Here is a 14,327-nt window from a genome sequence, read left to right as displayed (position 1 = left end):
GGTGGTTCGGCGCCGGAGCGCGCCCGGTGTCAGAGTGCGCCCGGTCAAAGACGCCCGGTGTCAGAGGGATGGCTGGCGGTAGCCGGGGTGGACGCCGTAGGCGAGGCCCTGCTGGGCGGCGACGGCCTCGAGGAGCCCGGCGAGCTGCTCGCGCTGGGTTCTGTCGAGTGCCGCGCAGATCTCGTCCTCGTGCGCTGAGCCGAGTTCGCGCATCTCGGCCATCACGCGCATGCCGTCGTCCGTGAGGTACAGCGCGTAGTTGCGGCGGTCCTGGGGGTTGCGCCGCCGTTCGACGAGCTTCTTGCGTTCCAGGCCGTCGATCAGCGTGACGACCCGGCTCGGCACGACTCCCAGCTCCCCGGCCAGGGACTGCTGGCTACGTCCCGGCTGCATGGCGATCATGCGCAGCAGCCCGACGTCGGCGGGGACGACGCCCAGGACGCTGATCCGTTCGGCGAACCGCGCGGCGGCGTGCGCGCCCACCTGTGCGAGCAGGAACGCCGTGCCCCTTGGCCTGAACTGTGACGCGGCCCCGCCCTCGGGTCCGGCCTGCCGTTCTCTGGTCATGCAGTGATGGTAGCTCCAGTGAATAGTTCTGTGCTATGAATAGTTCACCTAAGAGAACGGAGAAGGATGTGTCCAGCGACATCGACGGCGCCCTGCCGCGCCGTCCGGCCCTGGGGGGCAAGGTCGCGCTGGTGACCGGCGGTTCACGGGGAATCGGCGCGGCGACCTGCCTCGCCTTGGCGGCCTGCGGCGCGAAAGTCGCGGTGAACGGCCGCGACCGGGCGGCGATCGACGAGGTCGTCGCGACGATCACGGCAGACGGCGGTACGGCGGTCGCGGCGCCCGCGGACGTCACCGACGAGGCCGAGGTGCTGGCCATGCGCGACACGGTCGAGCGCGAGCTGGGACCGGTGGAGATCCTCGCCGCGTTCGCGGGAGGCCAGGGGGCGCCCGCGTCGACGGCCGACCTCGGGGCGGCTCGGTGGCGCGCGATCATCGAGTCCGACCTGACGTCGGTCTACCTGACGGTGGCCGCGTTCCTGCCCGCCATGGTCGAGCGGGGCGAGGGGGCGATCATCACCATGTCCTCGACGGCGGGACGCCACCCGAGCGGGGCGAACGCCGCCTACGCCGTGGCGAAGGCGGGCGTGGTGATGTTCACCAAGCACCTGGCGAACGAGGTCGGCGGGCACGGTGTCCGCGTCAACTGCCTGGCCCCCTCCGCGGTGCTCAACGACCGCATACAGCGGTTCATGTCCGCCGAGCAGCTCGACGAGCTGGCCGCGTCGTATCCTCTCGGCCGCATCGGACGCCCGGAGGACGTCGCCCAGGCCGTCCTGTATCTCGCCTCTGACGTCTCGTCCTGGATCACCGGCGTCACCCTCGACCTGACCGGCGGGCGGGTGATCATGTGACCGCGACCCCTTCCGACCTCGCGCCCGTCCGGCGGCAGAACGAGGCAGGGCCGCCGCTGGGGATCCTCGGCGTCGTGTTCACCGTGCTGTTCCTGGCCGGGATCGTCGTCAGCACGGTCATGGCGGGCGGCGAGACCTTCCCCTCGCCCTTTGGCCCCTCCGCGGGAATCCTGGCCTACTTCCGCGACCACGGGGACGCCGTGGGAGTGAGCGGGTTCCTGCAGTTCGCCGCCTCCGTCCCGATGGCGATCTACGCGGCGACCGTCTCGGCCCGCCTGCGCAACCTCGGCATCCGCGCGCCCGGCGCAACCATCGGCCTGACGGGTGGCGTGCTGGCCTCGGCCATGCTGGCCCTGTCCGCGCTGTTCGGCTGGACGCTGTCACGCCCCGAGGTGCTCGCCGAGCCCGCCGTGGTCCACGCGCTGCAGGATCTCGCCTTCGCCACCGGCGGCACCGGGCACGTCGTCTTCCTGGGACTGCTCGTCGCGGGCATCGCCGTACCGGGGTGGCTGGCCGGGCTGTTGCCGCGCCCGTTCGCGCTGGCCGGCCTGGCCATCGCCCTCGTGGCCGAGCTGTCCACGCTCACCCTGCTGCTGCCCGGCGCGGCCGTCCTGCTGCCCATCGCCCGCTTCACCGGGCTGGCCTGGCTCGTCGCCGCCGGATTCCTGCTGCCCCGCACCCGGACCCGGAGGACGGACGTCCGCCCTGCCCCCACGACATCACCGAAAGAAAAGGACGAAACCTCATGAACGCGGCATTGATCGAACGGCTCATCAGGTTCCAGCACCCGGAGAAGGCCCTGGGATATCTCGGCGGCCTCGACGACGCGCGCATCGCCGCGTTGTTCGGCCTGCAGAAGGACGCCTACCTGCGGGTACGGCAGGCCCACGAGGAGCAGGTACGCCAGACCGCGGCCGACCTGCTCGACGACCCCGGGTTCGCGAAGAAGGTCGACGCGCTGCCCTTCTCGCCCGGCCAGAATGTCGTCGCCGTGGGCGAAAGCACCACCGACGACCTGCTGTCCTGGTTCGAGATCCTGCGCCACCTCATCGCTCTGCGGCGCCCCGACGACGGGATCACCCTGGTGAACGCCGCCGTCTCCGGGCAGACGACCACGCAGGCCCTGTCCGGTTTCTCCACGGTGGTCTTCCAGCGGCCCGACTGGGTGCTGTGCATGCTGGGCGGGAACGACGCCCGGCGCCTCGGCGGCGCCGACGGGCTGACCCTGGTCGGCCTCTCCGAGACCGAGCGCAACCTGCGCGCGCTGCGCGACCTCGTCACGCGGCGCACCTCCGCCCGCTGGGCGTGGCTCGCCCCGAGCCCGGTCGACGAGGCGCGCGTCGCGGCCTACCAGCCGTTCCAGCGGATCGAGAGCGGCTGGAGCAACCGCGACCTCGACCCCATCGGGCGATTCCTGGCCACGCAACCGGAACCCGTGGTCGACAGCGGCTCCGTGATCGCGGGGCAGGGCGCGGAGTCGTTCCACCTCGACGACGGGGTGCACCTGTCCCTCGCCGGGCAGCGCGCCCTGGCCGCCGCCCTGGTCGAGACTCTCGCGGACAGCGCGTGAGACTGATCATCTTCGGTTCGACGGGCGGGACGGGTCTGCAGGTCCTGGCCCAGGCGCTCGACGCCGGTCACGACGTCACCGTCGTCGTCCGGGATCCGGCGAAGGTTTCCGCGGCCGGCCAGGGCAGGCTGACCGTCGTCCCCGGGGACGTCCTGGAGCCCGGGGCGTGGAAGGGTGAGGTCGCCGGTCACGACGCGGTCCTGTCCTGCCTGGGCAGCAGGGACCGCGGGCATCCCACCACCGTGTACTCCCGCGGGACGTCCAACCTCATCGAGGCCATGCGCGAGACCGGAGTGCGGCGCCTGCTGTGCCTGTCGTCGGCGGGACTGGAGATCCCGCCGGAGACCCCGTTCGCCCAGCGGCTCGTCACCAGGTTCGTCATCCAGCGGCTGTACCGTCACGGCTACGCCGACATGGCCGTCATGGAAAGCCTTGTCAAGGCTGCCCCCGTCGACTGGACGATCATCCGTCCGCCGATGCTCACCGACGGCCTGCCGACCGGACGCCAGCGCGCCGCGATCGACGGCCACCTGCCGGGGCTGCGGAGCATCTCGCGGGCGGACCTCGCCGACTACATGGTGAAGCACATCGAGGACGACGCCACCTGGGGGAGGACGGTCGAGGTCGGGACATGATCCGCGGGCGCCCGCTCCGTCCCGGCCCTGGGGGCCGGTCCCGCGACGGGAACGAGCCAGACGCGGGAACAGCGGGAACAGCGGGAACAGTGGGACCGCGGCGGGACCGTGGTGGGACCGCGGTCTTCCGGTGGGCCGTCGCGGGGACGGCCCACCGGGGTGCGGGGGGAGGGGCTCAGGTGAGCCTGGTGCCCGCGGACTTCAGGTGCTGGCAGGCCTCGACGATGCGGGCGGCCATGGACGTCTCCGCCGCCTTGCCGTACGAGCGAGGGTCGTAGGCCTTCTTGTTGCCGACGTCGCCGTCCACCTTGAGCACGCCGTCGTAGTTCTTGAACATGTGGTCGGCGATCGGGCGGGTGAAGGCGTACTGCGTGTCGGTGTCGATGTTCATCTTGATCACGCCGTACGAGATCGCCTCGTGGATTTCCTCGAGCAGCGAGCCGGAGCCGCCGTGGAAGACGAGGTCGAAGGGCTTCTCCTTGCCGTACTTCGCGCCGACGGCCTCCTGGATCTCCTTCAGCACGCCGGGACGGAGCTTGACGTGACCCGGCTTGTAGACGCCGTGCACGTTGCCGAAGGTCGCGGCGAGCATGTAGCGGCCCCGCTCGCCCAGGCCCAGGGCCTCGGCGGTCGCGAGGGCGTCCTCGGCGGTGGTGTAGAGCTTCTCGTTGATCTCGCCGACAACGCCGTCCTCCTCACCGCCGACGACGCCGATCTCCACCTCGAGGACGATCTTCGCGCGGGCGGTCTTCTCCAGGAGCTCCTGCGCGATCGTCAGGTTCTCCTCAAGTGGTACGGCGGAGCCGTCCCACATGTGTGACTGAAACAGCGGGTCCTGCCCGCGCGCGACCCGCTCGAGTGAGATGTCGAGCAACGGGCGGACAAAGCCGTCGAGCTTGTCCTTGGGGCAGTGGTCGGTGTGCAGCGCGACCGTCACGGGGTACTTGGCCGCGACGACCCGGGCGTATTCGGCCAGCGCGACCGAGCCGGTCACCATGTCCTTGACGGTGGTCCCGGACAGGAACTCGGCCCCGCCGGTGGACACTTGGACGATGCCGTCGCTCTCCGCTTCGGCGAAACCCCTGAGCGCGGCGTTGAGGGTCTGGGACGAGGTCACGTTGATCGCCGGGTAGGCGAACTCGCCGGTCTTGGCCCGGTCGAGCATCTCGGCGTAGACCTCTGGAGTCGCGATGGGCATCGGTGTCATCTCCCTAGAGACGGCGGTCAACTGCTGGCGCGGGGCCGTTCACGGACATGGCCCGTTGGCCAGTATCCAGGGTTCCTTCCCGGCCGGACAGCCCGGGCAACACTTCTGCCTGTGACGATCTCTCGCTCCGGGTGTTCGGCAGGTAGGCTTCAGGCCGATGGACCTCCTGCATAACATCCTCGACCCGAAGTGGTGGCTCGGCCTGCTCGGCCCGTTCGCCACCATCGGCGTGCTCGGCATCATCTTCGCCGAGACCGGGCTGCTGCTCGGCTTCTTCCTGCCCGGTGACTCGCTGCTCGTCGCGGCCGGGGTGTTCAGCACCGCGGAAGCGGCCAAGGCCATTCCCGGCCTCGAACCGCTGTCGTTCCCGCTGCTGCTTGTCCTGGCGCCCATCTGCGCGATCCTGGGCGCCCAGCTCGGCCACTACCTCGGCGCGCGATACGGCCGCAAGATGTTCGACCGGCCCGACTCCAAGCTCTTCAAGCGGGAGTACGTCGAGAAGGCCGAATACTACTTCCAGCGGTTCGGCCCGGCCAGGGCCGTGGTGATCGCCCGGTTCATCCCGATCGTGCGGACGTTCCTGAACCCCGTCGCGGGCATGCTCGGCATGGACGCCAAGCGGTTCTTCCTGTGGAACTGCGTTGGTGCGGTCCTGTGGACCGACGGCATGCTGATCTTCGGCCGCCTGGTCGGCTCCGCGGTGCCCAACATCGACAGATACATCCTGCCGGGCGCCCTGGTGATCATCGTGCTGTCCCTCATCCCGATCGTCCTGGAGGTCGTGAAGGGCCGCAAGGAGGGCGGCGGAGCCGTACCCGCGCCGCAGGGCAAGCACCACCGTGCCGCGCCGACCGGCTCGCCCGGCGGAGACGCGCACTCCTGACCGTTTCTCCAGGTCGCTCGTGCGACCCGCGTACCGGCCGCTACCCTCCACAGTGTGGGACGCCACAGGTCTGATCCGATGGGCATCGCCCGCCTCGTGCTCGTGGGTTTGGCGGTGCTGGGGCTGGTCGCCCTGATCGTGGTCGGTGTGATGTCCCTGTCGGGAGCGCTCTCCGTGGACCGGGAACCCGCCGCCACGCCCACGCCCACGCCGACGGCCACGGTCTCCTCCGCCTCTCCGGAGCGGGTTCCGACGGTCCTCGTCCAGTGCCTGCGGGAGCGCTGCCCCACGGTCTTCCTCAGGGTCGCCGGAGGCGACGTGCTGCTCAACCGGGAGATGGACCGGGACGAGCAGGTCCAGTTCTTCGACGACAAGATCGACGTGGTGCTGGCCGACTCCGCGGCGGTACGGGTGCGGGTGAACGGGGCCGACCGTCCCCCGGGAGCGCCGGGGGAGCGTCAGGAGTTCACCGCCTCCCGCGGTTGAGACCGGGCCCCGGGGCTTTCCTCGCCCGGGGTCCCGTACGGCCCCGCACCGGTCCTCAGGGGCGGGCGGGCGCGTTCTCAGGCGAGCCCGAGGTCCTGAAGGGTGTAGGCGGTCAGGTACGGCAGGCCCGCGGCGGCGATCGCGTCGGCGGCGCCCCGGTCCACGATCGTGGCCACCGCGACGACCTCGGCGCCCGCCTCGCGCAGCGCCTCAACCGCGGTCAGTGGGGACCCGCCGGTCGTCGAGGTGTCCTCGACCGCGAGCACCCGCCGCCCGGCGACGTCCGGCCCCTCGATCCTGCGCTGCATGCCGTGCGCCTTCTGCGCCTTGCGGACGACGAAGGCGTCGAGCGTACGGCCGCGCGCCGCCGCCGCGTGCAGCATGGCCGTCGCCACCGGGTCGGCGCCCAGGGTCAGCCCGCCGACGGCGTCGTAGTCGAGGTCCTCCGTGAGGTCCAGCATGACCCGGCCGACCAGCGGCGCCGCGTGCCCGTCGAGGGTCACCCTGCGCATGTCCACGTAGAAGTCGGCCTCCTTGCCGGAGGACAGCACGACCTTTCCGTGCACGACGCCCTTGTCCTTGATTTCGGCCAGCAGGTTCTCACGATCGCTCATGGCAACAAGACTAGGGCGGCCCGGGGAGAGCCCCGAGCGAGCGGGTGGCGGTGGGGGTGGATGAATACAACCCTCGAGGAGGGCTTCAAGAACGGGACAAACTGGTACGGTCTGCGTGAACACTCCGGCGTATGGTCATGCGCGGGTCGAATCGTCGGGATTCACCCTCGGACGATCAGTTGCTTGATTACCCTGAGAAAGGGCCGCCTGTTCTGGTCTCTCAGGGGTTCTTTCAGGCTTGTCTGAGCCGGAAGGGCCGGGCCACGGAGAAAGGGCGGTGTCGCGTGGATCGCTGCGCGCTTTTCGTGGACGCTGGCTATCTGCTGGCCGACGGTGCGATGGCCGTGCACGGCACCCGCCATCGGGAGGCCGTCTCGTGGGACTACCCGGGCCTGCTCAAGCTTCTCAACAATCTGTCCAAGGAGCGCACCGGGCTGCCGTTGCTGCGCTGCTACTGGTACGAGGCGACCGTCGAGGGCCGCCGCACCCCCGAGCACGACGCGCTGGCCGACATCCCCGGCCTCAAGCTCCGCCTCTCCCGCATCCGCCCGGGGCGCCGCGAGGGGGTGGACGCCCAGGTCCACCGCGACCTGATGACCCTGGCCCGCAACAGCGCGGTCTGCGACGCCGTCGTGGTCAGCGGCGACGAGGACCTGGCGCAGGTCGTCTGCGACGCACAGGACCTCGGCATCCGGGTCACTGTCGTGCACATCACCGCCGACGGCAGCTGGGCCGTCTCCCGCTCGCTCCGCCAGGAGTGTGACGACCTGATCGAGATCGGCAGCAGCCACCTGCGGCCGTACGTCACCCTGGCCCCCGGCGGAGGAGAGACTCCCGCGCTGGGCAACGGTCATCAGCCGAGCGCCAACGGGCAGGCCGTCGCATCCCTGGCGTCCCTCTCGAGCGGGGCCTCGCCGACCGGTCCCGTGCCGGTCATCCAGTCCTCGAGGGCGGCACACGCCCAGCCCGCGCTGCCCGCCTATCCGGCGTACTCCCCGGAGCCGTCCGTCGCGCCGGTCACCCCGCAGCTCCAGCCGCAGCAACCGGCACAGCCGCAGCCACAGCAGGTCCAGGCCCCGCTGCCGGTCACTCCGAGCAGCCCGACGGGACCGCTGCAGACGGCTCCGCCGTACGCCTCCGCGAACACCGGCTACCAGCCGGGCCAGCTCGGCGCGTACACCGGGCCTCAGGCCGCCCCCGTGCCGCCCCAGGCGGCAGGCAACGGCACGACCACCCTCTCCGACGCGGTGAAGGCCGCCCACAAGGAGGGCTACGACTTCGGCGAGTCCGTCGCGAAGGACGCCCCCGCGCTGTGGCTTGAGGCCGTCCTGGCCCGTAAGCCCCGCATGCCCTCCGATCTGGAGGCCCGCCTCCTGCAGGGGTCCTCCCTGCCGATCGACTTCCTGCTGCACGACGAGGTCCGCCACGCCCTCCGCAGAGGCTTCTGGGACGCCCTGGAACGCGCCCGCCGCTAGGTGCGCCTCTTCTCTGGAACGGAACCGCCCCCGATGCCGAGTCGACCTGGCCGCCGGTTTACGGCGAGCCCGTCCTTCTCGCGGTTCGCAGCGGGACGGGACCGTTCAGGGACACCTTCACCTTCACCCCGGAAGGGAAGAAGCGCCCACCTTCACCCCGGAAGGGAAGAAGCGCCGCCCCGGCGCTTGATGACCGACTGACCGGCAATCGTCGTATCCCTCGTCGGCGGCTACGTTCGACAACGCAGGCAGGCACCACGGCATCGAATTCACGACAGTTGATTGCGCGAGGTCGCCGGTGTGGCATCCCTCGATCTCTTCCCCGCCCACGACGACCCGGACCAGGGGACCCGACCGATGGCACCCGTACAGCCCAGGGCAGAGGAGTGGGCTCAGCGGACAGGGGTGGGTGCGCTACCGGGTGAGGGCGTCCCAGGCGCTGTCAGAGCTTCATCCGGTCAAGCGTTCTCGTCCGGTACGTCAACCGGTTCGTCGGTCACGTCGTCTGCGACCAGACGGCCCGCACCTTCGGGGGTCACCTCCAGACGCCATCCGTCTGGCCACACATGATCGCCCGTAGGAACTGCCGTCACCTCGTCGAATACGGCGTCCTCGGTGAAGGTCGCCCCGGTGAATACGGCGTCCCCGGTGAAGGTCGCCCCGGTGAATATGGTGGTCCGGGTGAAGGTCGCCCTGCGGAACCCGGCGGTCCGGGTGAAGGTCGCCTCGCCGAACACGGCGGCTCCGGAGAAGATGGTCTTGTCGAATACGGCGTCCCCGGTGAAGATCACCCCGGTGAACTCGACGGTCCGGGTGAAGGTCGCCTCGCCGAATCCGGCGCCCTCGGTGAAGGTCGCCCCGCGGAATCCGGCGCCCTCGGTGAAGGTCGCCCCGCGGAACCCGGCGGCTCCGGAGAAGATGGCCCCGTCGAATATGGCGCCCCCGGTGAAGGTCACCATGCGGAACTCGGCGGTTCGGGTGAAGGTCGCCCTGCGGAACCCGGCGGTTCGGGTGAAGGTCGCCTCGCCGAATACGGCGTCTCCGGTGAAGGTCACCATGCGGAACTCGGCGGCTCGGGTAAAGGTCGCCCTGCGGAACCCGGCGGCTCCGGAGAAGATGGCCTCGCCGAATACGGCGTCCCCGGTGAAGGTCGCCTCGCCGAATACGGCGTCTCCGGTGAAGGTCGCCCCGGTGAATATGGTGGTTCGGGTGAAGGTCGCCCTGCGGAACCCGGCGGTCCGGGTAAAGGTCGCCTCGCCGAATACGGCGTCTCCGGTGAAGGTGGCCTCGTTGAATGCGGTGTTCCCGGTGAAGGTGACCTCGTCGAACACGGCGTTCCCGCTGAAGGTCGCCCCGGTGAAGTTGGCCTCCGCGGTGTGGCAGTGACCGAAGTCCAGGTTGATGAGGGTGGCGCCGGTCAGGTCGATGCGCATGCCCTCCCAAAACCGCGGGCCGGGCGGAAGCTTGTCTCGCCGGTCGCGGGGACGGTCATCGCGCAGATGCTCACCCAGGATGCGCTGGGCGGTCAGGCGGACTTGCCGTTCCCCTTCCCGGTCACCGGCATCCCGCCGTGCCTGCGGATGGCGGCGCCGAGAGCTCGGCGTTGGGCGGCGCCGACGTGTCGTTGCCACAGGGGTTCCCCCGTCGCTGGCGTCCTGTGACTCCTGCGCCGCTCCTGCGCTGTCGTCGTCCTGCTGCCCTTGTGCCTCACCGCCTGCTTCGTCGGCTTCCTGCGGTGGTGTGTCCTCGTCTTCCCGCTCCGGGCCAGAGGCGGGGGCGAGCTCGGGCGGGACGTACGGCATGCGCAGGTAGGCGCAGATCACGTTGACGATGGTCTGCCGGTGGCCGGGGTTGTCCTGGGCCAGGCGTTCCAGAGCGTACAGGCCGCCCAGGCGCACCGCGGCGGCCTCGTGGCCGAGCTGCTCGACCGCTGTGGTGTACAGCTCAGTCACCCGGCGCTCGGTGGCGTCGTGGGTGGTGTGCGCGGCGGTGATCTCCTGGTGGCGCTGGCGGCGAAAGGCCAGCATCAACGTGACCGCCGCCCCCACCCCGGCGCCTGCGGCCAATGCGGTGCGCAGCATCTCCCCCCGCGCGCTCCCCGCCGCGCTTCCGCCGACGGCACCTGAGAGGGGAACGGTGGCGGCAGGGTCGGCCAAAAGCCACCACAAGGCGCTGGCGACTGCGGCGCCCACCAGCACGATCACGCAGACGATCCACCAGATGGCCGAACGCGGCGAGTGGAGCGTCGGCGGGGCCGTGACCGTGACGGCTCGGCGGTGGACGCGACGGCGCGGAAGTAACGGCATGCCTCCATTTCAGCCGTCCGCGATCCGTACTCGGCCATATGGTGTCCGATCGGTACGAGGGCATACCAGGATGCGGGTGCCGCATCGGCGACCTCGCGTAATGCGGGTAGCCGCAGGAGTGAACCATGGTCCGATCGCGGTGATGAGAGCGAAGAGCGCGACGAATGGCGCCGAGGACGGGCCGAGCGTTTCGTTCAAGACGGGGCATGCCGTGCCGCCGAGACTACGGACATGGCCGGAAACACATTCACTCCCGCTCTGGGGCGCGTGGCGCCCACGCGATTCTACGATTCGATTGTCGCGCTGACCCGTGAACGGCTGTGGCGCGCTCTGATGCTCATGCACGTCGCGCCGCGGCCGGAGGATGTCATCGTCGACGTGGGATGCGGCACCGGTTCGACGGAGCTGTTGCTGAATCGGATCGAGCCGCGTACACAGGTCATCGCCGTGGACCCGGACCCGGACGTGATCGCGGTGGCACAACGCAAGGCCGAGGCCTCCGGCGCCAGGGTCCAGTGGAAGATCGGCATGGGCGATGCGTTGCCGCAGGTCCTTGGATCCGGTGTCGCGGACACGGTGGTGTCCAGCCTGGTGTTCCACCAATGTCCGCTCGATATGAAGCAGGCCATCCTCGCGTCGATGTACACGGTGGTGCGGCCCGGCGGAAAGCTGGTCATCGCCGACTACGGGCTACAACGCACCAGGCTGATGCGGCTGGCATTCCGGCTGGTGCAGTTCGCGGACGGGGTCGAGGACACCCGGCCCAACGCCGAGGGCATCCTGCCGGACCTGATCGCCCAGGCCGGTTTCCGTGACGTGAGGGAGGCCGAGGTTGTGCCGACGTTCACGGGTTCGATCTCGGTGTACGTCGCGTTCCGGCCCTGAGGAGCGCAGCAGCGGGGTCACCACCTTGGGTGTCAAGCCCATCATCTCGCGCATCCACCGTGTTAGGTGCGCCTGGTCGGCGAAGCCGCTCGTCATCGCCGCGTCGGCCAGGGACTCCTCGTTCCGCAACGCCTCGACCGCTCCGCGCAGCCGACGCCAAGCGCGCCAGCGCGCCAACGGCATGCCCAGCTGGCTACGCGCCAAGGAGCGCAAACGTTGTGGAGACAGGCCGACTCTCGCGGCCACATCCGTCAGCGGGACCGATCCGTCCGACAGCGCCGTCATCGCCGCGAGCAGACGGGGATCAAGTTCGTCGGCCGGCCTGGCACCGGCGTGGCGAACGTCGCTTTCGTCGAGATGGCGCAGTTCGGGTGCGACGGTGATCCTGGGACCGTAACGCCGGCGCAGCCGATCGGCCATCACGCACTGCGGCTCGACGAAGAACACCCGAAGGTCCGCCGTCGCGAGCATCCGATGCCGCACCATGGGCGGCACAACGAGCGCGGGCGCTTGGTGACGGCCGCTGTCGGCGTCCACCATGGCCACCTCGCCCGCGGGGGCGACGGCGATCTGAAAGGCGGCGTGCCGGTGAAGCGCGCTGTCCACCGACGGGCCTTGATAGAAGGCGTAGCCAGGGCCGACGACGAAATCCGGCACCAGCCTCTCGCCGTCTCTTTCGTCATCGGCCATGGAGGAACTTTAATCGGCCCCATCTCTTCTCTTCGTGGGTGAGGGACAGGCCTTCGGCTTGGTGCTCAGCCGTTCGACCTCAATCGGCCAGGGCACGGCGCAGCGCTGCGCCGAGTTCGGCGATCTGCCGCTGCGACACCTCGGCGGACAGGATCGCCTGCGACCCGTGGAAGGTGCCGGGCCACTGGTGCAGCTCGACCGGCACGCCCGCCTGCAGCAGGCGCAGCGCGTAGCCGATGCCTTCGTCGCGGACCGGGTCGAACTCCGCGGTGGTGATGTAGGCGGCGGGCAGGCCGGACAGGTCGTCGGCCCGCGCCGGGGCGGCGTACGGCGAGGCGGGCACCGACCCCAGGTAGTGCCGCCACGCCGCGGCGACCTTGTCACGATAGTTCCAGGGCGTGTCGGTGAAGTGCCGCTGCGACCATGTCTCCTGCCGGTCGTCGAGCCCGGGCTCGTTGAGCAGCTGGAAGCGGATGGGCGGTCCTTGCCGGTCACGCGCCCGCAGCGCCACCGCGGCCGCGAGCCCGGCGCCTGCGCTGTGGCCTCCGACCGCGATGCGGGCCGGGTCGATGCCGAGCTCGGCCGCGTGCTCGGCCGTCCAGGTCAGTACGGCGTAGGCGTCATCTAGGGCGGCCGGGAACCGGTGCTCGGGGGCCAGGCGGTAGTCCACCGAGATCACCACCGCGCCGGAGCCGTCCGCGAGCCGAGTGGCCCACGGGTGCTCGGTGTCCAGGTCGCCGAAGACCAGTCCGCCGCCGTGCAGCCAGACGATGGCGCCCTGCGCCTGGTGCGGGCGATAGATCCGCACCGGCACGTCTGGGCCGGCGGGCACTGTGCGGTCCTCGATCTCCATTCCCGCCGTGTCCGGTGCCGGCCTCGCGGCGGCCAGCTTGGCGAAGTTCCTGCGATCGGTGACCGGGTCGATCAGGTCGACGGTCGGGAGAAAGGGGATGAAGGCTTCCAGTTCTGGATTCATATCGGTCATCCTCACAAACGTCACCCCCGAGATCATCCGCCATTCGTCGGGCATCCCTCCCGGATTCCGCGCCGATCGGCGCTATTGTCGTGCCATGGAGGCACTGGCCGAACGGTTGCCGCACCTGGATTCACAGGTCCAAGGCGTGATCCGTGTCGTCGCGTTCTACGACACGCTGATGCGCCGACGGGTGGATCTCGCGGCGCTGGCCCGGGCCTCGGCGGGCCTGGCCGAGTGCGTGGCCGGGATTCGGCTGTCCGGCACGGGGCGGGTGATCCGTGCCCTGCCCGACGGCGGGCAGGCCTCCGGCCCGCCGTCACCCGCGTCCACCACGGCGCCGATCACGCTCGATGAGGAGGAGATCGGCACGGTGTGGCTGGAGCGCCCCGGCTCACCGAGTCCGCTCGACGGGGTGCTGCTGGACCGGCTCGCCATCGCCGCCGCGGCCGTCGTGGAGAGGTACGGCCCGGCCCGCACCACCATGGCCGACCCCGCCCTGGTCGAACTGGTGATCAGCGCCGACAGCGACGAGGCGGCCAGAGCCCGGGCGCTACGGCTCCTGGGGTTCGCCGCCGACCTGCCCGTTCGCGTCCTCGCCGTCCGCTCGCGGCTCCCGCTCGATCAGGTCGGCGGCCTGATCTGCCCGGCCCGTCCGGTGCGGGCGGCATCGCTCGCCGGTGTGGGCGTCATCCTGGCCACCACCGTGGACCCGGCCCGGTTTCCAGCGGGTGTCCGCGCGGGCATCGGCGCTGCCGCGAGTCCCGACCGGTCCTGGCGGCAGGCCCGCACCGCCCTCCGTTTCACCACCCCACGTCAGCCGGTCGTCCGCAACGACGATCTGGGGGCGTTGGCGCTCCTGGCCGAGATACCCCCCGATGCCGCACGGGACAACGCCGACGTGGCCGCGATCGCCCGCATGGCCAACAGTGCGGAAGATCTGGAGACGCTGGACGCCTACTGCGCCACCGGCTCCCTCCGCCAGGCCGCCGACCTTCTCCACCTGCACCACAGCAGCGTCGCCCGCAGGCTCGACCAGATCGGGAAGGCCCTGGGCATCGGACTCACCGAGCCCACCGGGCTGACACGGGCCAGGCTCGCCCTGACCGTGTGGCGGCTACTCAACGACTGAGGAAGCGGAAATCTCAGTTTGCTTGCGACGCATGCGGTGTCGGCGTTGGC

Annotated in this window: 15 protein-coding genes and 1 pseudogene; 10 read left to right on the top strand and 6 right to left on the bottom strand. The window is 70.4% G+C overall.

The features are described 5' to 3' along the window. Positions 1 to 60: 60 nt before the first annotated feature. Complete coding sequence (locus AB0395_RS03830; protein WP_366276678.1) at positions 61 to 567, bottom strand: MarR family transcriptional regulator; 507 nt, start codon at positions 565 to 567, stop codon at positions 61 to 63. Positions 568 to 635: 68 nt separating this feature from the next. On the opposite strand from AB0395_RS03830, the gene AB0395_RS03825 reads away from it, so the two are divergent. The 4 genes from AB0395_RS03825 to AB0395_RS03810 are packed head-to-tail and all read left to right on the top strand — an operon-like array spanning position 636 to position 3,626. Beyond that, positions 636 to 1,421 carry an SDR family NAD(P)-dependent oxidoreductase gene (locus AB0395_RS03825; RefSeq protein WP_366276676.1) on the top strand — a complete coding sequence of 262 codons (786 nt, stop codon included), beginning with the start codon at positions 636 to 638 and terminating at the stop codon, positions 1,419 to 1,421. Continuing rightward, entirely contained in the window at positions 1,418 to 2,170 is a 753-nt protein-coding gene (locus AB0395_RS03820; protein WP_366276674.1) for a hypothetical protein, read from the top strand. Before AB0395_RS03825 ends, AB0395_RS03820 begins: the two co-directional genes overlap by 4 nt. Continuing rightward, complete coding sequence (locus tag AB0395_RS03815) at positions 2,167 to 2,991, top strand: GDSL-type esterase/lipase family protein (RefSeq protein ID WP_366276671.1); 825 nt, start codon at positions 2,167 to 2,169, stop codon at positions 2,989 to 2,991. The genes AB0395_RS03820 and AB0395_RS03815 overlap by 4 nt, the downstream gene beginning before the upstream one ends. Then, positions 2,988 to 3,626, top strand: a complete 639-nt coding sequence (locus tag AB0395_RS03810) for an SDR family oxidoreductase (RefSeq protein ID WP_366276670.1) — start codon at positions 2,988 to 2,990, stop codon at positions 3,624 to 3,626. The genes AB0395_RS03815 and AB0395_RS03810 overlap by 4 nt, the downstream gene beginning before the upstream one ends. Positions 3,627 to 3,801: 175 nt before the next feature. On the opposite strand, the gene fbaA is transcribed toward AB0395_RS03810, so the two are convergent. Beyond that, complete coding sequence (gene fbaA / locus AB0395_RS03805; RefSeq protein ID WP_366276667.1) at positions 3,802 to 4,824, bottom strand: class II fructose-bisphosphate aldolase; 1,023 nt, start codon at positions 4,822 to 4,824, stop codon at positions 3,802 to 3,804. Positions 4,825 to 4,990: 166 nt separating this feature from the next. Here fbaA and AB0395_RS03800 point away from each other — a divergent pair, with 166 nt between their 5' ends. Further along, positions 4,991 to 5,716: a VTT domain-containing protein gene (locus tag AB0395_RS03800; protein WP_366276664.1), complete on the top strand. Its 726-nt coding sequence runs from the start codon at positions 4,991 to 4,993 to the stop codon at positions 5,714 to 5,716. A 54-nt stretch (positions 5,717 to 5,770) separates the two neighbouring features. Beyond that, entirely contained in the window at positions 5,771 to 6,202 is a 432-nt protein-coding gene (locus AB0395_RS03795; RefSeq protein WP_366276663.1) for a hypothetical protein, read from the top strand. Positions 6,203 to 6,279: 77 nt separating this feature from the next. Here AB0395_RS03795 and pyrE read toward each other — a convergent pair whose 3' ends face one another. Then, positions 6,280 to 6,816, bottom strand: a complete 537-nt coding sequence (pyrE, locus tag AB0395_RS03790) for an orotate phosphoribosyltransferase (RefSeq protein WP_366276662.1) — start codon at positions 6,814 to 6,816, stop codon at positions 6,280 to 6,282. 284 nt (positions 6,817 to 7,100) lie between these two features. Between pyrE and AB0395_RS03785 the strand changes: the two genes are divergently transcribed. Then, entirely contained in the window at positions 7,101 to 8,291 is a 1,191-nt protein-coding gene (locus AB0395_RS03785; protein ID WP_366276660.1) for an NYN domain-containing protein, read from the top strand. A gap of 458 nt (positions 8,292 to 8,749) precedes the next feature. Here the strand turns inward: AB0395_RS03785 and AB0395_RS03780 are convergent, their stop codons facing one another. Next, complete coding sequence (locus AB0395_RS03780) at positions 8,750 to 10,597, bottom strand: pentapeptide repeat-containing protein (protein WP_366276658.1); 1,848 nt, start codon at positions 10,595 to 10,597, stop codon at positions 8,750 to 8,752. 231 nt (positions 10,598 to 10,828) lie between these two features. Here AB0395_RS03780 and AB0395_RS03775 point away from each other — a divergent pair, with 231 nt between their 5' ends. Beyond that, on the top strand, positions 10,829 to 11,482 hold the full coding sequence (locus AB0395_RS03775) for a class I SAM-dependent methyltransferase (protein WP_366276657.1): 654 nt from the start codon (positions 10,829 to 10,831) through the stop codon (positions 11,480 to 11,482). A gap of 81 nt (positions 11,483 to 11,563) precedes the next feature. Here AB0395_RS03775 and AB0395_RS03770 read toward each other — a convergent pair. Further along, positions 11,564 to 11,767, bottom strand: a pseudogene (locus AB0395_RS03770) (helix-turn-helix domain-containing protein); the annotation flags it as partial. Between AB0395_RS03770 and AB0395_RS03765 the strand changes: the two are divergent. Next, the gene (locus AB0395_RS03765; protein ID WP_366277012.1) at positions 11,699 to 12,214 is read left to right on the top strand and encodes a hypothetical protein; all 516 of its coding nucleotides are present in this window, start codon (positions 11,699 to 11,701) and stop codon (positions 12,212 to 12,214) included. The pseudogene AB0395_RS03770 and the gene AB0395_RS03765 overlap by 69 nt on opposite strands. Before the next feature lie 37 nt (positions 12,215 to 12,251). Here the strand turns inward: AB0395_RS03765 and AB0395_RS03760 are convergent, their stop codons facing one another. Beyond that, positions 12,252 to 13,148: an alpha/beta hydrolase gene (locus AB0395_RS03760; RefSeq protein ID WP_366276655.1), complete on the bottom strand. Its 897-nt coding sequence runs from the start codon at positions 13,146 to 13,148 to the stop codon at positions 12,252 to 12,254. A 94-nt stretch (positions 13,149 to 13,242) separates the two neighbouring features. Here AB0395_RS03760 and AB0395_RS03755 point away from each other — a divergent pair, with 94 nt between their 5' ends. Next, entirely contained in the window at positions 13,243 to 14,277 is a 1,035-nt protein-coding gene (locus tag AB0395_RS03755; protein WP_366276653.1) for a helix-turn-helix domain-containing protein, read from the top strand. Positions 14,278 to 14,327 lie beyond the last annotated feature (50 nt).

Source organism: Streptosporangium sp. NPDC051023 (assembly GCF_040689595.1).
Lineage (GTDB): Bacteria > Actinomycetota > Actinomycetes > Streptosporangiales > Streptosporangiaceae > Streptosporangium.
The sequence above is the reverse complement of the archived record's forward strand: the minus strand, read 5'-3'. Positions and strand labels throughout refer to the sequence as shown.

Coding starts and splice junctions, on each gene's coding strand:
- AB0395_RS03830 (WP_366276678.1), bottom strand. CDS start 567: ATGACCAGAGAACGGCAGGCCGGACCCGAGGGCGGGGCCGCGTCACAG.
- AB0395_RS03815 (WP_366276671.1), top strand. CDS start 2,167: ATGAACGCGGCATTGATCGAACGGCTCATCAGGTTCCAGCACCCGGAG.
- fbaA (WP_366276667.1), bottom strand. CDS start 4,824: ATGCCCATCGCGACTCCAGAGGTCTACGCCGAGATGCTCGACCGGGCC.
- AB0395_RS03800 (WP_366276664.1), top strand. CDS start 4,991: ATGGACCTCCTGCATAACATCCTCGACCCGAAGTGGTGGCTCGGCCTG.
- pyrE (WP_366276662.1), bottom strand. CDS start 6,816: ATGAGCGATCGTGAGAACCTGCTGGCCGAAATCAAGGACAAGGGCGTC.
- AB0395_RS03780 (WP_366276658.1), bottom strand. CDS start 10,597: ATGCCGTTACTTCCGCGCCGTCGCGTCCACCGCCGAGCCGTCACGGTC.
- AB0395_RS03775 (WP_366276657.1), top strand. CDS start 10,829: ATGGCCGGAAACACATTCACTCCCGCTCTGGGGCGCGTGGCGCCCACG.
- AB0395_RS03760 (WP_366276655.1), bottom strand. CDS start 13,148: ATGAATCCAGAACTGGAAGCCTTCATCCCCTTTCTCCCGACCGTCGAC.
- AB0395_RS03755 (WP_366276653.1), top strand. CDS start 13,243: ATGGAGGCACTGGCCGAACGGTTGCCGCACCTGGATTCACAGGTCCAA.